21 protein-coding genes are annotated in these 20,797 nt (G+C 60.5%); 12 read left to right on the top strand and 9 right to left on the bottom strand.

Going from position 1 to position 20,797, the window contains the following annotated elements:
- Window positions 1–2 precede the first annotated feature (2 nt).
- Both ABFB52_RS25480 and ABFB52_RS25475 read right to left on the bottom strand, forming a co-directional pair.
- The gene (locus tag ABFB52_RS25480) at window positions 3–1,079 is read right to left on the bottom strand and encodes an endonuclease/exonuclease/phosphatase family protein (RefSeq protein WP_085747669.1); all 1,077 of its coding nucleotides are present in this window, start codon (window positions 1,077–1,079) and stop codon (window positions 3–5) included.
- A 74-nt stretch (window positions 1,080–1,153) separates the two neighbouring features.
- Window positions 1,154–1,828, bottom strand: a complete 675-nt coding sequence (locus ABFB52_RS25475) for a YciC family protein (protein ID WP_218189661.1) — start codon at window positions 1,826–1,828, stop codon at window positions 1,154–1,156.
- A gap of 178 nt (window positions 1,829–2,006) precedes the next feature.
- On the opposite strand from ABFB52_RS25475, the gene ABFB52_RS25470 reads away from it, so the two are divergent.
- From ABFB52_RS25470 to ABFB52_RS25450, 5 genes are all read left to right on the top strand, one after another.
- Window positions 2,007–2,765 (top strand): DUF2076 domain-containing protein, encoded by a 759-nt coding sequence (locus ABFB52_RS25470; RefSeq protein ID WP_129972479.1) that lies wholly within the window; start codon window positions 2,007–2,009, stop codon window positions 2,763–2,765.
- 137 nt (window positions 2,766–2,902) lie between these two features.
- Complete coding sequence (locus ABFB52_RS25465; RefSeq protein ID WP_007958730.1) at window positions 2,903–3,382, top strand: NYN domain-containing protein; 480 nt, start codon at window positions 2,903–2,905, stop codon at window positions 3,380–3,382.
- A gap of 40 nt (window positions 3,383–3,422) precedes the next feature.
- Window positions 3,423–4,034: a 3'-5' exonuclease gene (locus tag ABFB52_RS25460; RefSeq protein ID WP_129972478.1), complete on the top strand. Its 612-nt coding sequence runs from the start codon at window positions 3,423–3,425 to the stop codon at window positions 4,032–4,034.
- Between the two features lie 143 nt (window positions 4,035–4,177).
- Entirely contained in the window at window positions 4,178–5,560 is a 1,383-nt protein-coding gene (locus ABFB52_RS25455; RefSeq protein WP_085747672.1) for an AAA family ATPase, read from the top strand.
- Between the two features lie 19 nt (window positions 5,561–5,579).
- Entirely contained in the window at window positions 5,580–6,221 is a 642-nt protein-coding gene (locus ABFB52_RS25450) for a hypothetical protein (RefSeq protein WP_129972477.1), read from the top strand.
- Window positions 6,222–6,265: 44 nt separating this feature from the next.
- Here the strand turns inward: ABFB52_RS25450 and ABFB52_RS25445 are convergent, their stop codons facing one another.
- Window positions 6,266–6,727 carry an Lrp/AsnC family transcriptional regulator gene (locus ABFB52_RS25445; RefSeq protein WP_085747673.1) on the bottom strand — a complete coding sequence of 154 codons (462 nt, stop codon included), beginning with the start codon at window positions 6,725–6,727 and terminating at the stop codon, window positions 6,266–6,268.
- Window positions 6,728–6,890: 163 nt separating this feature from the next.
- Here ABFB52_RS25445 and yedA point away from each other — a divergent pair, with 163 nt between their 5' ends.
- The gene (gene yedA, locus ABFB52_RS25440; RefSeq protein ID WP_085747674.1) at window positions 6,891–7,841 is read left to right on the top strand and encodes a drug/metabolite exporter YedA; all 951 of its coding nucleotides are present in this window, start codon (window positions 6,891–6,893) and stop codon (window positions 7,839–7,841) included.
- Between the two features lie 66 nt (window positions 7,842–7,907).
- Window positions 7,908–9,248, top strand: coding sequence for a DEAD/DEAH box helicase (locus tag ABFB52_RS25435; protein ID WP_085747675.1), 1,341 nt, complete (start codon window positions 7,908–7,910; stop codon window positions 9,246–9,248).
- Window positions 9,249–9,496: 248 nt separating this feature from the next.
- On the opposite strand, the gene ABFB52_RS25430 is transcribed toward ABFB52_RS25435, so the two are convergent.
- Window positions 9,497–10,732 (bottom strand): TIGR03862 family flavoprotein, encoded by a 1,236-nt coding sequence (locus ABFB52_RS25430; RefSeq protein ID WP_129972794.1) that lies wholly within the window; start codon window positions 10,730–10,732, stop codon window positions 9,497–9,499.
- A gap of 175 nt (window positions 10,733–10,907) precedes the next feature.
- The gene (locus tag ABFB52_RS25425; protein ID WP_102716637.1) at window positions 10,908–11,828 is read right to left on the bottom strand and encodes a histone deacetylase; all 921 of its coding nucleotides are present in this window, start codon (window positions 11,826–11,828) and stop codon (window positions 10,908–10,910) included.
- 82 nt (window positions 11,829–11,910) lie between these two features.
- On the opposite strand from ABFB52_RS25425, the gene ABFB52_RS25420 reads away from it, so the two are divergent.
- The 3 genes from ABFB52_RS25420 to ABFB52_RS25410 all read left to right on the top strand — a co-directional run bounded on the left by ABFB52_RS25420 (window position 11,911) and on the right by ABFB52_RS25410 (window position 14,046).
- Window positions 11,911–12,480 carry a GNAT family N-acetyltransferase gene (locus ABFB52_RS25420; protein WP_064382143.1) on the top strand — a complete coding sequence of 190 codons (570 nt, stop codon included), beginning with the start codon at window positions 11,911–11,913 and terminating at the stop codon, window positions 12,478–12,480.
- 106 nt (window positions 12,481–12,586) lie between these two features.
- On the top strand, window positions 12,587–13,456 hold the full coding sequence (tesB, locus tag ABFB52_RS25415; RefSeq protein WP_007958750.1) for an acyl-CoA thioesterase II: 870 nt from the start codon (window positions 12,587–12,589) through the stop codon (window positions 13,454–13,456).
- Entirely contained in the window at window positions 13,453–14,046 is a 594-nt protein-coding gene (locus tag ABFB52_RS25410; RefSeq protein WP_129972795.1) for an HAD family hydrolase, read from the top strand. The genes tesB and ABFB52_RS25410 overlap by 4 nt, the downstream gene beginning before the upstream one ends.
- A gap of 30 nt (window positions 14,047–14,076) precedes the next feature.
- Here the strand turns inward: ABFB52_RS25410 and ABFB52_RS25405 are convergent, their stop codons facing one another.
- The 4 genes from ABFB52_RS25405 to ABFB52_RS25390 all read right to left on the bottom strand — a co-directional run bounded on the left by ABFB52_RS25405 (window position 14,077) and on the right by ABFB52_RS25390 (window position 18,662).
- Entirely contained in the window at window positions 14,077–15,030 is a 954-nt protein-coding gene (locus tag ABFB52_RS25405) for an alpha/beta hydrolase (RefSeq protein ID WP_129972796.1), read from the bottom strand.
- On the bottom strand, window positions 15,031–15,918 hold the full coding sequence (locus tag ABFB52_RS25400; protein WP_039771788.1) for a neutral zinc metallopeptidase: 888 nt from the start codon (window positions 15,916–15,918) through the stop codon (window positions 15,031–15,033). It abuts the gene before it with no gap.
- A 190-nt stretch (window positions 15,919–16,108) separates the two neighbouring features.
- The gene (locus ABFB52_RS25395) at window positions 16,109–16,942 is read right to left on the bottom strand and encodes an aldo/keto reductase (protein WP_129972797.1); all 834 of its coding nucleotides are present in this window, start codon (window positions 16,940–16,942) and stop codon (window positions 16,109–16,111) included.
- Entirely contained in the window at window positions 16,926–18,662 is a 1,737-nt protein-coding gene (locus ABFB52_RS25390; RefSeq protein ID WP_178082620.1) for an FAD-dependent oxidoreductase, read from the bottom strand. Before ABFB52_RS25390 ends, ABFB52_RS25395 begins: the two co-directional genes overlap by 17 nt.
- A 178-nt stretch (window positions 18,663–18,840) precedes the next feature.
- On the opposite strand from ABFB52_RS25390, the gene ABFB52_RS25385 reads away from it, so the two are divergent.
- Together ABFB52_RS25385 and ABFB52_RS25380 are read left to right on the top strand one after the other, a co-directional pair.
- Window positions 18,841–19,617, top strand: coding sequence for an IclR family transcriptional regulator (locus ABFB52_RS25385; RefSeq protein WP_011336050.1), 777 nt, complete (start codon window positions 18,841–18,843; stop codon window positions 19,615–19,617).
- A gap of 116 nt (window positions 19,618–19,733) precedes the next feature.
- Window positions 19,734–20,795, top strand: coding sequence for a Gfo/Idh/MocA family oxidoreductase (locus ABFB52_RS25380; protein WP_102716634.1), 1,062 nt, complete (start codon window positions 19,734–19,736; stop codon window positions 20,793–20,795).
- Window positions 20,796–20,797 lie beyond the last annotated feature (2 nt).

Below are 20,797 nucleotides of genomic sequence, written 5' to 3'. Positions count from 1 at the left end.
GGTCAGTTGGGTGGCAGGAGGAACTTCGCAATCACCGGTAAATGATCGGAGATGCGCAAGGTGTCGTCCTGCCGCACCGTGGCTTCGACCCGTTTGATCTTCGGGCTGTAGAACAGGTAATCGACCGTGCGGTCCGGGCCGTTGAGGCCGGGGTCGTTGGGGTAATGGGTCAGCCACTTGGCGCGGTCGATGCCGCTGGCTTCGTTGTTGGTCGGGATCATCGGGTACTTGTCCCACAGCACATGCAGCGCACTGTCGGCGGAGTAGGGCGTGCGCTGCTCGGTGGGCAGGCGCCGGTACTGGCCGAGCGGCAACAGGTTGAAGTCGCCGCCGATCAGCCACGGCGTGCCGTGGCTTTCGTGTTTGTCGAGGACCTTGGCCACCGCTGTCACCTGCGCCTGCAAGGTGTCGTCCGGCTGGGTGGCGCGATCCAGATGGGTGTTGAACACCACCAGTTGCCCGCCATCGCTGAGCGGCAGGGTGGTGGCGAGCAGGGCATCTTTCGGCTGGAACTGACGGCTGATGAGGTTCGCCGGCTGCACCGGCAATTGCAGGCGCTCGGCGTGTTCGATGCGGTAGCGGCTGAGGGTGGCGAGTTGCCGGCCGACGCTGCCGAAGATGTGCGGATCCGGGACGAAATCGGCCTTCCAGTCGAAGGCGTGGGCGCTGCACGGGTAGAGGTCGGTCAGACGCTCCTGCAACAGCTTGAGCTGGTTCTGGTAGTCGCTGGCCTTGGCGCCGTCATCCAGTTCCTGCAACAGCACCACGTCGGGCTGTTCGTCGCGGATCACTCGCGCGACTTCATCGAGGCTGAAGGCCATGTCTTCCGGAGTCGGGGCTTCGTCGTCGCCTTGCGCCAGGTCATTCCAGAACACGTAGCGCTTGCCGGCCAGGTATTGCACGTTCCAGGTCATGACCTTCAGAGCCTGACCGGGGACCAGCATCGGCGGTTGCCCGGTGCAACTGACCGGCAGGGTTTCCCGGGCGTCGGGGCGCCAGGTCAGGCTGTAGATCAGCGTGCCGATCAGGGCGAGGACGAACAGTGCGGGCAACAGGATGTAGCGCAGTAGACGGGTCATGGCTCGGCTTATAGCGATACGGAAGTGGTCCCGAGCATACCCGAGACCCATCCATCAGCCCAAGCTCGGTGCAGTCAGACTATTCCGTCACGTTTGTCGGGCAATTCGCTAATCAGCATGAACAGGCGGAACAGCACCACGCTAGTGAACAGTTGCAGGAAGCTGTGGCCACTGTCGATCAGCACCGCAATCAAAGGATTCTGCGGATCGGGATAGACCTGCAAAGTCAGGCCCTTGAGCAGCCACAGCGGCCCCATCACACACAGGATGCACACCAGAATCCGCAGAAAATGCCCACGACTCAGGCGCAGGCTTTCCTTCATCGCCTGCAGCGGACCGTAACCGCGCAGCACCAGCAGGTATTCACCGAAGGCCAGAGTGACCATCAGCCACAGCCCCGGCAGGAAATACAGGGACAGACCGAGCAGGATCAACAGCGTGTTCAGCGCTGTCAGCAGGGCAAAGCGCGGCCACAGACGAGCGGCCATCGCCAGCAGATCGCGGGTTTGCGGGGATTCGCCGCGGGTGCGGGCATCGAGAAACAGAATCAGCGCGGCGGTGTACAGCGGATACACCAGCAGGCCGACGATCACGCTGATGGCCGAGTAACCGTCCGGGTCGCTGGCATGGTCGACCACCTGTTGCAGCACGGCTTCGACAATCACCAGCGGCAGGCACAACTGGACGATCCGGCCCAGATTGCGTTTGAAGAAATACAGGGAGTCGCGCAGCACATCGAAGGCATTCATCAGTCGGTATCGCAGGTCAAAAACAGTGGCCCACTTTAACCGATGATCCGTTTCGCTGCGCAAACGTAAACGTTCGGTAAAGGTCATTGAAACATTCTGTTGCTGCCTCCATTACAGAGGTGCACCTTCTCCGACGTGGAGGAGGGCAACGTTATCCCCGGCAATCTACGAGGTCGCCATGAACAGCGAAGAACAAACCCTGATCGATGGACTGTTTTCCCGGCTGCAACAGGCCGAAACGGAGGCAGCCCCGCGCGACGCCCAGGCCGAGGCGCGGATCAAGGAACACCTGACGCGCCAGCCGGCCGCAGGTTATTTCATGACCCAGGCGATTCTGGTGCAGGAGGCTGCCCTCAAGAGCCTCGACGAACAGAACAAACAACTGACTCAACAGGTCAAGCAATTGCAGGCCGAACTGCAATCGGCCAAGGCGCAAAGCGCGCCGCCGGCCTCCAGCGGCGGTGGCTTCCTGTCGAGCATTTTTGGTGGCAGCAGCTCGCGCCCCGCACCGACCCAGAGCGCCCCGACCTCCACTGGCGGCTGGCGTGAACCGGCACCTCAGCAGAACTTCGGTGCGCCTGCGCCGCAACAGAACTTCGGCGCGCCACCACCGGGTTATGGCCAGCAACAAGCGGCCCCGGCGGCCGGCAGCAGCTTCCTCGGCGGCGCCCTGAAAACCGCCGCCGGTGTGGCCGGTGGCGTGATGCTGGCACAAGGCATCAGCAGCCTGTTCCATCACAACCAGCAGCCGGAAGAAATCGTCGAAGTCATCAAGGAAGAGCCAGCTCAGGTCAACGACCAGAGCAACAACGGCTGGGGCGATGACCAGCGCATGGCCAACAACGATTCCTACGGTAATGATCAGGGCGGCTTCACCGACACCGACTACAGCGATGACAACTCATCGTTCTTCGATGACGACGATTCCTTCGTCTGATTCACCATTCGTCCGGGGCGCCTGATCGCCCCGGGCCGATTATTCGCGGAACCTTCCTTCGGGCTGGCATACTGAGCGCCTTTTTCGGGCCTGGTGCCTGATCCGGCTCATGCGCGTCAGCGCTCACAGGAACTCCGGTGAAAAAAATCGCAGTGTTCGCCGATGTGCAGAACCTCTACTACACCGTGCGTCAGGCCTATGGTTGCCACTTCAACTACGCGGCGCTGTGGGCGGATGTCAGCCAGCACGGGCAGATCGTCGAGGCCTACGCCTACGCGATCGACCGGGGCGACAGCAAACAGCAGCAGTTCCAGCAGATCCTGCGCAACCTCGGTTTCACCGTGAAACTCAAACCCTACATCCAGCGCAGCGACGGCTCGGCCAAGGGCGACTGGGACGTGGGCATCACCCTCGACATCATGGACGCCGCCGACCACGTCGACGAAATCGTCCTGGCCTCCGGTGATGGCGACTTCGACATGCTGCTCGAACGCATTATCAACAAACACGGCGTGCAAGCGGTGGCCTACGGCGTTCCCGGTCTGACCGCCAACTCGCTGATCCGCGCCGCCAGCCGTTATGTGCCGATCGAAGGCGCACTGCTGTTGAAAAATTGAGCCCTGCTCAAGAATTGATTTGGACGGAGTACCACCCGGTTTGGAACGCATTGCAGTCATCGACTTTGAAACCACCGGCATCTCGCCGAGCAGCAGCTGCCGGGCCACGGAAATCGCCGTGGTCATGCTGGAAAACGGCCGCATCGTCGAGCGTTACCAGAGCCTGATGAACGCCGGCGTACGCGTCCCGGCCTTCATCGAACAACTCACCGGCATCAGCAACGCCATGCTGCGCACCGCGCCGTCGGCCGAGCGGGTGATGAACGAAGTCAACGAATTCGTCGGCTGCACACCCCTGCTGGCGCACAACGCCGCCTTCGACCAGAAGTTCTGGGACTTCGAACTGGGGCGGATCAAACGTACCCGTTTGCAGAATTTCGCTTGCTCGCTTTTGTTGGCCCGCCGTTTGATGCCGGCGGCGCCGAACCACAAGCTCGGTACGCTCACTACCTTCGCCCAATTGCCGCACACCGGCCAGGCGCACAGGGCGATGGCGGATGCGGAGATGGCGGCGAATTTGCTGGCGCATCTGGCGGATGAACTGCGGCACAAGCATGGGGTGCGGGAGCTATCGCACGACTTGCTGTGCAAATTGCAGAAAGTCCCGGCCGCTAAAGTTGGGGAGCATCTTCAGCGGTATCGTGGGCTATAAACTGTAAGCGTAAAATCTAGCTTTAAACAGAAGGTTTTTTCGTTGTAATTTATAAACTATCGATTTTTTCTGCTTGAATCGTGCTGTCAATTCTTAGATACTCGATCGGCATTTAATCGCTGCTCGATGATAGAGAGCTAAATATGCTTACCAAACTTGAAGCGCATGGTTTCAAAAATCTTCTTGATTTCTCTGTGTCCTTTGGTCCCTTCAATTGTATTGCGGGTCTGAATGGAGTCGGGAAATCAAATATATTCGATGCTATAAAGTTTCTTTCTTTGTTAAGTGATAAGACAATTGTAGAAGCCGCGCTAGCTGTCAGAGATTCTGAGTCTACTGATCCACTTGATGTCTTCTGGACGAACGGTGACTATCGTGTAGAGAGTTTAAAGCTTGCGGTTGAAATGATAGTGCCATTGGATATAGTCGACGACTTCGGTCGTAAAGCTCAAGCAACGTCAACCTTTTTACGATATGAAGTTGAGATCGCAAGAGACCCATCAGAAGAGAAGTCAGGCTCTTTGGGACTGTATTTGGCGCGTGAAACTCTCGTCCATATTAATAAGGGTGAAGCTACTAACCTGTTGCATTTTCCGTTGAGTGTTTCTCAATTTCGTGATCAGGTTGTATTGAATAAAAGAAAGGGTGCGGGGTTTATCTCTACTCAGAAGGTAGATGATGGCGTTGTAGAAATACATCTGCATCAAGATGGTGGGAGCAGTGGGCAGCCTCAAAAAATTCCGGCCAGATATATACCAAAGACAGTAGTTGCAAATACCAATAGTGCGGTGTGGCCAACTATTTTGGCTGCTAGGCGAGAAATGCAGTCGTGGAGATTTCTGTCGTTGGAGCCGAGCGCTATGAGGCGTTCGAATAAGATGCATGAAGAAACCAGCGTGGGTGCTGATGGTGGGAAGCTGGCGGCTGCTTTGCACAAACTTTATCGTAAAGATGCAAATGTTTATTCCCGAATTGCCAGTCGTTTGTCCGAGATTGTACCAACGTCAGATGTGAGAGTTGATGTCGATCAAGTTCGGCAGCTATTGACTGTTGAAGTAAAAGAACGCTCGGGTGCGTTCTTGCCAGCGCGTGCTCTTTCAGATGGTACGCTGAGATTTATGGCTTTGTGCATCATGGCTGAAGATCCTGACTTTAAGGGACTGCTGTGTTTCGAAGAACCTGAGAATGGTATTCATCCAGCAAAAATGGGGGCGATGTTATCACTGTTGAAAGAATTGGCAGTCGATACGGCCTATCCGGTTGGAGAGGATAATCCTATGCGTCAGATATTGATTGCGACGCACTCGCCCGTATTGGTAAAGCTTGAGTCTCCAGATGATTTGATTTATGCAGATGTAGTCAAAGTTCGGGGGCCCGATGGAATGCCGGCCTCAACGATTCGCTGTAAGAGCTTGCGTGAAAGCTGGCGATTTAAGTCTGGTTCTGAATGCATCGATAAGGGATCGATTATTGCTTATTTAGCACTCCCGCCAGATAGCCAGATCTCAATGGAATTCGACGAATAAGTCCAAAGGGCGCCAATGCATGAAAATAAGATTTGTTCTTACTGGAGAAGGCTCTTCTGATCTTCGTTTAGTTGAGCATATACAAACCATTTTGATTGGCGAAGGTTTTTCTGAAGTAAGCGGTGAGGTACCAGATTTAGGTATGTTTTCTCCGCCGGTGGGGCGTTCGGTTCGAGAAAAGCTACAGGCTCTAGTGAGATATTATCCTCATGCTGATGTGATATTTGTCCATCGAGATGCTGATAATGTTGGTGCGGATATTCGCGAACAAGAAATAGCTGAAGCTAGCGATGGAGTTGTGCCCTTGTCTAGAGTCGTTCCGGTCATCCCGGTTACGATGTTGGAAACTTGGTTGCTTGCAGATGTTGATGCTATAAAACTGGTTGCGGGTAATTCAAGCTTTCGTGGAGCCTTGAACAGTGTACCTGCTATGCGTCGACTCGAATCAACTCGTGATACGAAGCAACTTTTGATGGACGCTCTTTGCGAAGCAAGCGAAACACAAGGTGCTCGTTTAGCAAAATTTAAAAAGCGATTTTCTGAAATGCGAGCGAGATTAACTATAGACTTGAATCCGGAAGGGCCCGTTAAGGGATTGGCGTCCTATCAGGATTTTCGACGAAAAGTTAGTTCTTTCTCCCAAGCATTTCTCAATTCGTAATAACTTGTTGGACTGTTCCCGTTTACGAAAGCGAAACGGGACAGTTACTGCTTTTTATTTATACAGTCTTCTAATTTCCCCAATGGCACCCGCTTCTCTATCGCACTCGACAACACGATCGACGTCTTGCTGAACCCGAATTTCGCCACCCGGTTGATCAGCTCTTCCAGCTCGGTCATCGAACCTACCGCGGCCTTCATAATCACGCACGGATCGCCCGTCACTCGAAAGCACTCGGTCAGTTGCGGAATTTTCACCATTTCGTCGTAGACCTTTTGACTGCCGTTCTGGTGGAGGCGCAATTCGATCACGCACTGGATCGGCAAGCCGATTTTCGACAGGTCGATGTTCGCCTGATACCCGGTAATTACTCCGGCCGCCTCAAGTTTGGCCACGCGCTCGGCGACGGCGGGGGCGGAGAGGTTCACTTTGCGGGCGAGGTCGGCGTAGGACGCGCGACCGTTTTCGAGCAGGGCGCTGAGCAGCATGCGGTCGTATTTGTCCAAGGTCGGACTCCTGAAAATGCCAGACTTTCGAAATCGCGGTTCATGCCGTCGATCTCCGTGTTTTCGAAAGTGTACCGGCGCTATAAACAGGTTTTGTAACTTATTTTTAGCGGTTGGCCTTTCTAGAATAATCAATCCCCTGAGTCTGACTTTCGAGCTGCCCATGTCTGCCTTGCGCCGTTTTTCCTTGCCCTTGATCGCCGCGTTTTTTGCGTTGTACGTGATTTGGGGATCGACCTATCTGGTGATCCGCATCGGCGTCGAGTACTGGCCGCCGCTGATGCTCGGCGGCGTGCGCTTCGTGATTGCCGGCACTCTGATGTACGCGTTCCTGCGCTGGCGCGGTGCACCGGCGCCGACCTGGGCGCAGTGGAAGGCGGCGGGGATCATCGGGATTCTGTTGCTCAGTTTCGGTAACGGCGCGGTGACGCTGGCCGAGCACAGTGGCGTGGCCTCGGGTGTCGCGGCGTTGGCGGTGGCGACGGTGCCGCTGTTCACTTTGCTCTGCGGTTATCTCTGGGGGGCGCGCAACACCCGCCTGGAGTGGGCCGGGGTGGTGATGGGGATTATCGGCATCGCGATGCTCAACATGGGCTCCAACCTGCAATCGAGTCCGCTGGGCGCGGCGTTGCTGATTTTCGCGGCAGCGAGCTGGGCGTTCGGTTCGGTGTGGAGCAAACACCTGCCGCTGCCTCAGGGCGCAATGGCCAGTGCCGTGGAAATGCTGGTTGGTGGCGTGGTGCTGTTGATCGGCAGCGCGGCCAGCGGTGAACACCTGCAGGCTATGCCGCCGCTGGAAGGCTGGCTGGCGCTGGCGTACCTGATCTTCTTTGGCTCGATCATCGCTTTCAACGCTTACATGTATCTGTTGAAAAACGTTCGTCCGGCGGCAGCCACCAGTTATGCCTACGTCAACCCGGCGGTGGCGGTGTTGCTGGGGATCGTGTTTGTCGGCGAGACCATCGGCATCGAAGAAGCGCTGGCAATGCTGGTGATCATCGGCGCGGTGGTGCTGATCAGTCTGCCACAGTGGCGGCGTCCGGCGCGGTCGCCGGTGGTCAGCGAGCCGGCTGCCGCAGCGAAGGTCATAGCGACGGAGCAGCGTGCGAATTAGGGTAAACTGCGCGCCATCGCATACTCGTTTTGCACAATCTGCTCTGATTTTTCCTACGGTACTCCCATGACTTTCGCCACCCTTGGCCTGATCGAACCCTTGCTGCGCTCCCTCGAGAAGCTCGGCTACCAGACCCCGACGCCGGTGCAGGCGCAGGCCATTCCGGCCGTGCTGGCCGGTCGCGACCTGATGGCCGCGGCCCAGACCGGCACCGGCAAGACAGCCGGTTTCGCCTTGCCGCTGTTGCAACTGCTGGCGATGGAAGGGCCGAAAGTCACCGCCAACTCGGTGCGTGCGCTGATTCTGGTGCCGACCCGCGAGCTGGCCGAACAAGTCCACGAAGCCGTGCGCCAGTACGCTGAAAACCTGCCGCTGCGCACTTATGCAGTGTACGGCGGCGTCAGCATCAACCCGCAAATGATGAAGCTGCGTGGCGGCGTCGATCTGCTGGTGGCGACTCCGGGCCGTCTGCTCGATCTGTTCCGCCAGAACGCGCTGAAGTTCAACCAGCTGCAAACTCTGGTGCTGGACGAAGCCGACCGCATGCTCGACCTGGGCTTTTCCGAGGAGCTGGCGAACATTTACCGCGCGCTGCCGAAGAAACGTCAGACGTTGCTGTTCTCCGCAACCTTCTCCGATGACATCCGCCTGCTGGCCGGGCAGATGCTCAACGATCCGCTGAGCATCGAAGTCAGCCCGCGCAACGTGGCCGCCAACACCGTCAAGCAGTGGGTGGTGACGGTGGACAAGAAGCGCAAGCCGGAACTGTTCGTGCACCTGATGCGCAAGAACAAGTGGAAGCAGGTGCTGGTGTTCGCCAAGACCCGTAATGGTGTGGACGCGCTGGTCGAGAAACTTCAGGGCCTGGGCGTGAACGCCGACGGTATCCACGGCGACAAGCCGCAAGCGACCCGGCAGCGGGCGCTGGATCGGTTCAAGCTGAGCGAAGTGCAGATTCTGGTGGCCACTGATGTTGCTGCCCGTGGTCTGGATATCGAAGATTTGCCGCTGGTGGTCAACTTTGATCTGCCGATCGTGGCCGAGGATTACATTCACCGTATCGGCCGGACTGGCCGCGCGGGTTCGACCGGTGAGGCGATCTCGCTGGTGTGCGCTGATGAAGTGAACATGTTGTCGGCGATTGAAATGCTGACTCGCAGCACGTTGAAGCGTGAGGTTGAGCCGGACTTCGTGCCGGAGCACCGCGTGCCGGACACCGATGCCAGTGGCCAGGTGATCAAGAAGCCGAAGAAACCGAAGAAGCCGAAAGCTTCCGGTGGTGGCGGTGGCAAGCGCAATCTGGGCAAGTGGGTGGACAGCGGCGAGACTCAGGCGCCGGAGCCTTCGATCAAGCCTGTGCGCAAGGTGCCGGTGTTCAATACCGGGCCGCGTAAGCGTAAGCCTTAAAGATTGCCTTAAAGATCAAAAGCCCCCTCACCCTAGCCCTCTCCCGGGGGGAGAGGGGACTGATCGAGTTGTTTTTGCGAGTTACGTCGACCTGAAATATCGAGTCGAACTCAAGTTATGAAAAACACTTGATCGATAAATCCATAAACGACTCGGTCTTTCAGGTCGATGTATGACGCCAGACACCGCGGTCTGCTCCCTCTCCCTCCGGGAGAGGGCTGGGGTGAGGGGAAAGGGGCGACCCGATCTCAGCGTCGTAACCAGTCCAGCATCCCCAACCCCGCCGCCCGGCCACTGGCAAAGCACGCCGTCAGCAGATACCCGCCCGTCGGCGCTTCCCAATCCAGCATCTCCCCCGCACAAAACACCCCCGGCAACGCCTTGAGCATCATCCGCTCGTCCATCGCCTCGAACGTCACCCCGCCGGCACTACTGATCGCCTCGTCCAGCGGACGGGTTTTCACCAGCGTCAGCGGCAAAGCCTTGATCGCCCGGGCCAACATTGCCGGATCAGCAAACGTCGCTGCATCAGTGAGTTCTCGCAGAAGCGCCGCTTTCACCCCATCAATCCCGACCTGACTGTGCAGGTGCTTGGCCATCGAGCGCGAACCCCGTGGTTTGCTCAACGCCGCCTGCAATTTATCCACAGGTCGGCCGGGCAGCAGGTCGATGTGAATGGTCGCGGCACCGTGCAGATTGATCGCCTCACGAATCGGCGCTGACAGCGCGTAGATCAGGCTGCCCTCGATGCCGGTCGCGGTAATTACGCATTCACCCAGACGCGGAACATCGTCGTTCAAACCGATGGCGATATTTTTCAGCGGCGCGCCGGCGAATTTGCTGACCATCACTTCGCTCCAGGCCTGCACCTCGAAGCCGCAATTGCTCGGCTGCAACGGCGCCAGGCCTACACCGCGCTGCTCCAGCGGCAGCATCCACGCGCCGTCGGAGCCAAGCCGCGACCAGCTGCCGCCGCCGAGGGCGAGCAAGGTGGCGTCGGGGTTGAGGGTTTTCTCGCCTTCCGGGCTGTCGATGCGCAGCGCGCCGTTTTCGTCCCAGCCGAGCCAGCGGTGGCGGGTGTGGATAACCACGCCGCTGTCGCGCAGGCGCTTGAGCCAGGCGCGCAGCAATGGCGCGGCTTTCATGTCGGTGGGGAACACCCGGCCGGAGCTGCCGATAAAGGTTTCGATGCCCAGCTCGTGGATCCAGCGGCACAGTGCGTCGGCGTCGAACGCGCGCAGCAGCGGGGCGATGTTCGGGGCGCGTTCGGCATAGCGCGAGAGGAAGGCCGGGTAGGCTTCGGAGTGAGTGATGTTCATGCCGCCAACCCCGGCCAGCAAGAACTTGCGGCCCACCGAGGGCATGCCGTCGTACAGATCGACGCGGACTCCGCCCTGGCTCAGCACTTCGGCGGCCATCAGGCCGGCGGGGCCACCGCCGATGATGGCGACGTGAGCGGGAAGGGCGGCAGAAGTCTGGGTCATGGCAGCGGCAATAGCGTGGCGGAATAAGCCGCGCATTCTAGCAGCAGCGACCATCGTCAGGCCTGATCAAAAAACAACCAGCGCGCTGCAAGCCATGTTCAGCGTGGGCTGTAGTCCCTTTCGCTCAGGTTATCCACAGGCCGTTCCACAGCCACTGTGGGTAACGCAGCACAACTCAATGACAACCCGATGACTGCCAGACGCGCTGCGCACTGTGATGCAAGATGCCGTGGCGGCGGGCCAGGGCCTGGCGATCCTTGCTGTATCCGCCGCCGATCACGCCGACCACCGGTATGTCGCGGCCCAGGCAGTGGCGCATCACGCTTTCATCGCGGGCGGCGACGCCTTCGTCAGTCAGTTGCAGATAACCGAGGGCGTCGTCCTTGTGCACGTCGACGCCGGCGTCGTACAGCACCAGATCAGGCTGATACAGCGGCAGCAGATAGTTGAGCGCGTCGTCGACGACTTTCAGGTAATCGGCATCGCCCATGCCGTTGGGCAGCGGAATGTCCCAGTCGCTTTCGGCCTTGCGTGCAGGAAAGTTCTTTTCGCAGTGCAGGGAAACGGTGATTGCTTCCGGGGTGTTGTGCAGAATCCGTGCAGTGCCGTCGCCCTGATGCACGTCGCAGTCGAAGATCAGCACCCGGTTCACCCGGCCGCTTTGCAGCAGGTAGTGGCTGATGATCGCCAGGTCATTGAAGATGCAGAAGCCGGCGGGGTAATCGTAGTGGGCGTGATGGGTGCCACCGGCGAGGTGACAGGCCAGGCCATGTTCCAGGGCTTTCTCTGCCGCGAGAATCGAACCGCCGACCGCCCGCACCGTGCGTCGGGCCAGGGCTTCGTTCCACGGCAGACCGAGGCGCCGCTGGTCTTCGCGGGACAACTCGCCACTCATGTAGCGTTCGATATAACCGCGGTCATGGGCCAGGGCGAGAATGTCGGCGGGGCACAGTTCAGGGCGCAGCAGGTCTTCGTCGCGGGTCAGGCCGCTGTCCACCAGGTGATCGCGCAGCAGGCGGAACTTGTCCATGGGGAAGCGGTGTTCCGCCGGGAATTCCGGGCTGTAGTCTTCGTGGTAGATCAGCGGCAACGGCATGGTGGACTATTCATAAAGGCTGCAGGAAAGAGTGCAAAGCCTAACAGCGATGTAGACTGACGGCATCAAGCGGAGGGGCGGGATGGAACCGATACTGGAGCTGGAAAGCGCAAGGCTGCTGATGCGCCAATGGCAGGACGAGGATTTGCCGGCGTTCGCGGCAATGTGCGCCGACCCGCAGGTGATGCGCTACTTCCCCGCGCCCTTGAGCCGGCTGGAAAGCGCCGCGTTGATCGGCCGGGTGCGCGGGCATTTTGCCGAACACGGTTATGGCCTGTGGGCGCTGGAGCGCAAGGACAGCGGCGAGTTCATCGGTTTTACCGGGCTCGGCGTGGTCGGTTTCGACGCGCCGTTCACCCCGGCGGTGGAAATCGGCTGGCGGCTGGCCAAGGAACACTGGGGCCTCGGTTATGCCAGCGAGGCGGCGTGGACTGCGCTGCGCTGCGGTTTTGACCGGTTGGCCCTGAAGGAAATCGTGTCCTTTACTGCGCAGAGCAATCTGCCGTCGGAAAAAGTCATGCAGGCGATCGGCATGCATCACGATCCAGCCGACGATTTTGATCACCCGAAACTGGCGGTCGACCATCCGTTGCGTCGACACGTGTTGTACCGCATCACCCGGGAGCAATGGCTGCAGACCCTGCATGGCTAAGCCGACACGGACGTTTACAATGGCGCGATCAGTGGCTCGCGCCAGAATCTGAATTGGCCGTCGCAGTCAGGACTGCGCGGCATAGCGTTGTGTGAGGAGAGTCTGAATGAGCCAAGTGTTGGAAGATCTGGTGGATCTGCTGACCCTCGAACCGATCGAGGAAAACCTGTTCCGTGGTCGCAGTCAGGATCTGGGCTTTCGCCAGTTGTTCGGCGGCCAGGTATTGGGCCAGTCGCTGTCGGCGGCCAGTCAGACCGTTGAAGAAGCGCGTCATGTGCATTCGATGCACGGTTATTTTCTGCGTCCGGGCGATGCCAAGTTGCCGGTGGTCTACTCGGTGGACCGCGTGCGGGACGGCGGCAGTTTCAGCACCCGCCGCGTGACCGCGATCCAGAAGGGCCACCCGATTTTCACTTGCAGCGCGTCGTTTCAGTACGACGAAGAAGGCTTCGAACACCAGAGCCAGATGCCGCAAGTGGTCGGCCCGGAAAACCTGCCGTCGGAGCTGGAACTGACCCAGCAACGCGCGCACCTGATCCCGGAACACATGCGCGAAAAGCTGCTGTGCCCGAAGCCGATCGAAGTGCGCCCGGTCACCGAAAAAGACCCGTACAACCCGCAACCGGCGGATCCGGTCAAGTACGTGTGGTTCCGCGCCGACGGCGCCTTGGCCGACATCCCGGCGCTGCACAAATATCTGCTGGCCTACGCCTCGGACTTCGGTCTGCTGACCACCTCGATGCTGCCTCACGGCAAATCGGTCTGGCAGAAAGACATGCAGGTCGCCAGCCTTGACCACGCGCTGTGGTTCCACAATGACCTGCGTGCCGATGACTGGTTGCTCTACGCCATGGACAGCCCGTGGGCCGGCAACTCGCGCGGGTTCTCCCGGGGCAGCGTGTTCAACCGCGCCGGGCAACTGGTGGCGTCGGTGACCCAGGAAGGCCTGATCCGTCATCGCAAGGACTGGGCATGAGTCTGGCGGATGTGCGGCACTGGGTGTTCGACATGGACGGCACCCTGACCGTCGCCGTGCACGACTTCGCGGCGATCCGCGTGGCGCTGGCGATCCCGCCGGAGGACGACATCCTCACCCACCTCGCGGCATTGCCCGCCGAGGAAGCAGCGGCGAAACATGCGTGGCTGCTGGAGCATGAGCGCGATCTGGCGCTCGGCTCGACCCCGGCGGTCGGCGCGGTGGAGCTGGTGCGCGAACTGCACGCGCGGGGTTATCGCCTGGGCATCCTGACCCGCAATGCGCGCGAGCTGGCCCATGTGACGCTGGAAGCCATCGGCCTGGCCGACTGCTTTGCGGTGGAGGATGTGCTGGGTCGCGAGGAAGCGCCGCCGAAACCGCATCCGGGCGGTTTGCTGAAACTGGCCGAAGCCTGGCAAGTGCCGGCGAGCGAGATGGTGATGGTCGGAGATTACCGCTTCGACCTCGACTGCGGTCGGGCAGCGGGTACGCACACGGTGCTGGTGAACCTGCCGGATAATCCGTGGCCGGAGGTGACCGATTGGCATGCGAAGGATTGTGTGGAGTTGTGGCGAATGTTGTTCGCTTGAAAAAAAAACGGGGGCTTCGGCCCCCGTTTTTTATTGCTCGAACAGTGCTTTCTGGCCTTCCGGCGAGGTCAGCATGCCGTCGCCGTTATGCCCGACCCCGGGCACTTCGACCAGGCGCTGATTGACCCCTTCAGGGTGACGACGCAACAAGTAACCGAAAAACAGCTTCCCGCGCTCCAGTCGATAAGCCCCTTGGGCTTTGGCGGCGCAGCTCTTGTCCAGCGCCGGGTGCTGCGGGTCGGTGTCCTGCTGGCCCAGCAGATAAATCACCTCGCGTTTGACGTAACGCCCTTCAAGCTGCGCGGGCGTTTGCCCACCCGAGTAGATCGGTGGATCCACCAGACCGTACTTCCAGCGGTTGAAACCCGGGCACTTGGCATGATCGAAGGCCACCGGACGTTGCTCATTGAAGTAGGCGTAGGACGATGGGTTGGCGACTACATAACGCAAGCGAATGCCTTCGGTCTTGAGCGCCGGCTGTTCCTGGGCCAGCAGCGCATAACGCTGCACCACCTGGGCACCGCCGGAGTGACCGAAGATCACGATCTGCTTCACGTCCGGAAACTGCTTGCGATCGCTCAGCCTTCCGACGATTTCGTCCAGTGCGGCGTAGGAACTGAGCGGGTTCGGCCTTGTGGATAACCCGCCGCCCATCCAGTCGTTGCCTTGCCAGCGCAGCACACTGGCGGGTAACGAGTAGAGCGACACATCGCTTTCGTTGAGAAACTGTGGAGCGATCACCAGGGTGTTGGCGGTTTGCCCGGCCAGTTCCGCCGCGACTTCACCGCTTTTGCGATAGGTCTCGGCGTTGCGCAGGCGGCCATGAATCACGATCAGCACGCGCTCGATTTTCGCCGGCGCCGGGCCGATGCCCACCGCCATTTCGCCGGCCTGCAATTGCAGGCGCCCGGGACTGATTGCGTCGACGCCGGCCGCTTGGGCGGTGCCGCCGATGAACAGTAAAGCCAACAGCCATTTATGCATTTACAGGTTTTTCGCCGCAAAGGTATCGCACTGGCCGACCTGGCCCTGGGCGAATCCGGTTTTAAACCAGCGCACCCTTTGCGCCGACGTACCGTGAGTAAACGAGTCCGGTACCACACGGCCCTGACCCTGTTGTTGCAGGCGATCATCACCGATGGCGTTCGCCGCGTTCAAGGCTTCTTCGATGTCACCCGGTTCCAGCCAGTTCAGACGTTTCTGCGCGTTGTAGGCCCAGACCCCGGCCAGACAATCGGCTTGCAGTTCCTGACGCACCAGCAGCCCGCCGTCACCTTCCATCTGCCGGCCTTGCTGGCGGGCTGTCTGAATTTTCGCCGAGACGCCGAGCAGCGTCTGCACATGGTGTCCGACTTCGTGAGCGATCACGTAGGCCTGGGCGAAGTCGCCGGCAGCCTTGAAGCGCTGGGCCATTTCCTGGAAGAACGCCATGTCCAGATAGACTTTCTGGTCTGCCGGGCAGTAGAACGGGCCGGTGGCCGAGGTCGCCAGACCGCAGGCGGAATTGACCCGGTTGCTGAACAGCACCAGGGTCGGATCCTTATATTGCCGGCCGGCCTGCTGGAAGATCGCGCCCCAGGTGTCTTCGGTGTCGCCGAGGATCGAACGCACGAATTCGGCCTGTTCATCGTTGGCCGGCGGTGCCTGACGGGTTTGCGAAGTGGGGGCCGATTGTTCGGTCATCTGCCCGGTGAGCTGGCCGAGGATCTGCAGCGGGTCCTGGCCGGTGATCCAGCCGATGCCGACGATCAGCAGGATCGCCCCGAGGCTCAGGCCCTTGCCGCCGCCGAAGCGCATACCGCCACCACCGCCCATGTCATCGCCACGGGCATCGACGACGTTGTCACTGCGTCGGCCTTTTTTCCATAGCATGTGGGAATCCTCTGTCTGATCGTGGTGATGAGTGTTGCTGGTGTGTGAGTGTGGCGCCAGTCCGGTCGTCCGTCTATTCGTACACACGCACAAAGGCCCGGCCTCGGGGTGACGAGGTCGGGCCTGTTATTGACGAGCGCGAGCGCCGGGAATTCAATCCGCCGGCGGATTTCTTTCGCCGGGTCAGATATCAGCGGTCGAAGGCATCCCACACCGGCGCGAAATCCGGGCTGACCTGACGTTCGCGCTTGGACAACGCGGCGATCAGCGCCCGGTCGTCATCATCCAGTTCGACATTCAGCGAGACCAGGTTGGCCAGTTGATTGGTCTTGCTGCTGGCCTTGGGAATCGCCGCCACGTTGTCCTGATCCAGCAGCCACTTCAGCGCCACTTGAGTCGGCAGCACGCCGTGTTTTTCGGCGATCTGCTGAATCTGTGGAATCTCCGAGACCTTGTTACGCGCCAGTGGCGTGTAGGCCGTGAGCGCCAGATCATGTTGACGGGCGTAGTCGAGCAGGGCGTTTTGTCCGAGCAGGACGTGGTACTCGACCTGAATGGCTGACAGAGGGATGCCGTATTCCTCGACGACTTTGCGCAGCAGCGGCAGCGGAAAATTCGCTACACCGATGTTGCGAGCCAAACCTTGCTCCTTGAACGACGCGAGGGTCTCAAGGGTGCGCGGCAGGTCCCAGTCGGTGGTCGGCCAATGAATCATGAACAGGTCGACGTACTCGCTGCGCAAGGCCTTGAGGCTGCGATCCAGCGAATGACGCATGGCATCCGGTTGCAACTGGTCCCACCAGACCTTGGTGGTGACGTGAATCTGCTCGCGGGGTGTCGGCGTATTCGCCAGGGCCTGTCCGACTGCATCTTCGTTGTTGTAGGCCGCTGCCGTGTCGATGTGCCGGTAACCGAGTTCCAGCGCTTGCTCCACGGCGCGGGTGCATTCGTCGCCGAGCATCGGCCAGGTGCCGAGGCCGAGTTTTGGCAGGTTCAGTCCTTGTCTGTTAACGATGTGCTGCATGGTCGATCTCCTGTTCGAAAGCCGTGACGCCCGCCATGTGCCGGGCTGCGATGTAACCGAAAGTCAGGGCCGGGCCGAGGTTGATCCCGCCCGCCGGATAATGCCCGCCCATGATGCTGGCCATGTCGCCACCGGCGGCGTAGAGACCGGCGATGGGCCAGTCTTCGGCGTCGAGCACTTGCGCATGCGGGTTGACCTTGAGCCCGGCGAAGGTGCCGAAGCAGCCCGGCTGCACCTTCACCGCGTAGAACGGGCCGTGTTCGATAGGAGCGACGCACGGATTGGGCTGTTGCGCCGGATCACCCTGTTTGCGGTTGTACGGGGTCGAGCCGCGACCGAACAGCGGGTCTTCGCCGTGCCGGGCATGGTGGTTGTAATCATCGACGGTGGCGCGTAAACCCTTCGCGTCGATGCCGCATGCGCTGGCCAATTCCTCCAGGGTATCGCCGGTTTTCAGATAACCGCTGCGGATAAAACCTGACACCGGCACCGGAAACGGCCGAGACATGCCGAGCCCGTAACGGCGCTGGAACGCGCGGGTGCAGATCAGCCAGGACGCGACCTCTTCGCCCTCGGGGGCGGCGGCGACCATGGCGCTGACGTAGTCGTAATAGCCGTTGGCTTCGTTGACGAAGCGCTGGCCGTTGCGCAGCACGCCGATGACGCCCGGTTTGCCGCGTTCGATGATGTGTGGGAAATGGCCGATGCTGCCGTCGGAATGTGGCACCTGCGAGACCGGTGCCCACGCCACGGGCGAGGCCACATCGGTGTTGACCCGGGCTCCGACGGTTTCACCCAGTCGCAGGCCATCGCCATTGACTGCCAGCGGAGGCAGCGCCCAATGTTCATGACCGGTGGGCGTGCGAGGGAACAAGGCTTTGCGCCGCTCGATGTCGTTGGCAAATCCGCCAGCGGCGAGCACCACGGCTTTGCGGGCATGGACATTGACCGGGCCTTTTGTGGTGTTCACGCGAGCGCCGGTGATGCGTGAATCGTCGCGCAACAGTTCCGTCACTGGCGCCGATTCCCACAGCAGTACGCCGAGGTCTTCGGCGGACTTCGCCAGCCGCGCCACCAGCGCCACGCCGTTGACCAGTTGCATCGCCCGGCCGTGCAGCGCCAGGTTCAACAGGTGGCGAGTGAAACGCCGGGTCACGTGCCAGGCCGCCGACAACGAGCGGGTCAGATTGAGAAACGCCGACAGGTCCGCACCGGCCATGATCGGCATGCCCATGAACGATGTTTCGCGCATGGTTGTGCGAAGACGCTTGAGCAGGCGCCCGACCTTTCGTCCGTCATAGGGGGCGGCAATCACCGAGCGTCCGCCGGTGCCGGCGCCCGGTGTTTCACCGTGGATGTCGGCGATGGCGTTGCCGTCGGCAAATTGCAGGGCGGTGTGTTGTTCGAAGAACGCCACCATGCGCGGGCCGGCTTCAAGGAAGGCGTCGATCATGGCCGGGTCGTAGTGCTCGCCGAGTTCGTGGCGCAGATAGGTGCGCGGCAGTTCCACGTCTTCCACGATCCCGGCGCGCCGGGCCAGCGGATTGCACGGCACCCACGCCCAGCCGCCGGACCACGCGGTGGCGCCGCCGAACACCTGATCCTTTTCCACCACGATGACCTTCAAGCCATGCCAGGCGGCGGTGACGGCGGCCGACAAACCAGCGGCGCCGGAGCCGACCACCAGAACGTCGCAGTCGATATCGGGAAGGGCAGACATCAGCAAGGGCTCCAGCAATCAGTTGTTTTTAGAATCATGTTCCAGAAAATAACCAGTGCGGGCGAAGCAGATCAACCGACTGACGCCGCAAAGTGGGCGGTTATCGGACGCCGGGTTCCAGATTTCGCATTCCTCGGGATGTCTTCTAGAATCGGCGAAATTTCACCGAGAGCGCATCATGGCCGGCAGTCAAATCGAACGGGTTTTCAGCGTGCTGGAAAGCCTCACCAGTGATCCGCGCGGGCTGCCGATGCAGACCCTGGCCGAGCAACTGGACATTCCGAAGAGCGCGACGCACCGCCTGCTCGCCGAGCTGATCCGCCTGGGTTACGTGCGGCAGAATCCGGAGACGTTGCGTTATCACCTGTCGACCAAACTGGTTGCGATGGGCTTTCAGTACCTGTCGAGCAGCGGGGCCGACATCGTGCAGCCGGTGCTGGATCGCCTGGCCCAGGAAACCGGTGAGCTGGTGCGCCTTGGGGTGATCGACGGCGAGCGCCAGACCTGGATCGCCAAGGCCCAGGGCGCCCGCACCGGTCTGCGTTACGACCCGGACATGGGCCGCGATGCGCCGCTGTTCTACACCGCATCGGGCCATGCGTGGCTGGCGTGCATGAGCGACGCCGAGGCGCTGTCGCTGGTCGAACGCCAAGGCGCGGAGGTGCCGGCGGATATCGGGCCCAACGCGCCGCGCTCCAATATTGAACTGCTCGAACGCCTGCGCGTGGCCCGTGAACAGGGTTATGCCTGTGTGGAAGAAAGCTCGGCGGTGGGCACTTCGGCGATTGCTGCCGTGGTGAAACATCCCGCCGATGGCCGGGTGATCGGCGTGCTCAGCATCGCCGGGCCGAGCGCACGAATGCCGGGGGCGCGATTGCATGAACTGGCGCCGCTGTTGCTGACGTTTACTGAGGAATTGTCGGCAGCCAGTCTGGCCTCGGAGTTATTCGTTTAAGCGAAGCTGTGCGCTGTTCGCCCACTTTTCAGTCGGACGGGTGTGAGAATATGGAACCGGGTTCTAAATTGTTGATGGAGTGAGTTTTCCCACAACAATCACAAGAGGATCGCACCTTGAACCCGCCCCTTCGAATCGCCCTGATCGGCGCCGGTAACATGGGCCAGCAACATTACCGGCACCTGAAAAATCTCACTGAGGCCACGTTATGCGCCGTGGCTGATCCCGGCCCTCAGGCACCGGCCCTGGCGGCGGAGTGGGGTGTGGCGTATTTCACCGATCACCGTCAGATGCTGGAGCAGAACCGGCCAGACGCCGTGATCGTCGCCAATCCGAATAATCAGCACGTCAGCACTGCGCTGGATTGCCTCGCCGCTGGTGTTCCGGTGTTGCTGGAAAAACCGGTGGGCGTAAACCTGGATGAGGCGCGGGAACTGGTGGCGGCGGTGAAACGCAGTGGCGTGCCGGTGCTGGTTGGCCATCATCGGCGGCACAATCCGTTGATCGTGCGGGCCCATGAACTGGTCAAGGGCGGAGCATTGGGGCGGCTGACTCTGGTGACTGCGTTGTTCCAACTGCGCAAGCCTGACCAGTATTTCGAAACCGCGTGGCGGCGCGAAGAGGGCGCGGGCATGCTGTTGACCAATCTGATTCACGACCTCGATCTGCTGCGTCATCTGTGCGGCGAAGTGCGTTCGGTGCAGGCGATCACCGACCGTGCGTTGCGTGGTTTTGCCAATGAAGACAGCGCGGCGATCCTGCTGCAGTTCGACGGCGGAGCGCTGGGTACGCTGACCGGTTCCGATGCGGTGGCGGCGCCGTGGAGCTGGGAGTTGAACTCCGGGGAAAACCCGGCCTATCCGCGCCAGGCCGATCAACCTTGCTACTTGCTGGCGGGAACGGCCGGAGCCTTGAGCATTCCGCAGCTCAAGCGCTGGCATTACCGCGCCGATCAGGTGGACGCCGGTTGGCACGAGCCGTTGCTGTCGGTCGATGAACCGTTCACGCCTGATGAAGCGCTGCGGTTGCAGTTGCAGCATTTCGTCCGCGTGGCGCGACGGGAGGTTGAACCGCTGGTGAGTGCCGCCGATGCCGCCCGCACTCTGGCGCTGGTCGAGGCCATCCGTGAAGCAGCGGCCAGCGGTCGCGCCACCGAACCTGCGCAGATCGAGGCCTGAAC

Origin of the sequence: Pseudomonas sp. 9.2(2024), from assembly GCF_039695385.1 — a bacterium.
Lineage (GTDB): Bacteria > Pseudomonadota > Gammaproteobacteria > Pseudomonadales > Pseudomonadaceae > Aquipseudomonas > Aquipseudomonas paraglycinae.
Note: the sequence above shows the minus strand (reverse complement) of the source record. Positions and strands in the feature narration are given on the sequence as shown.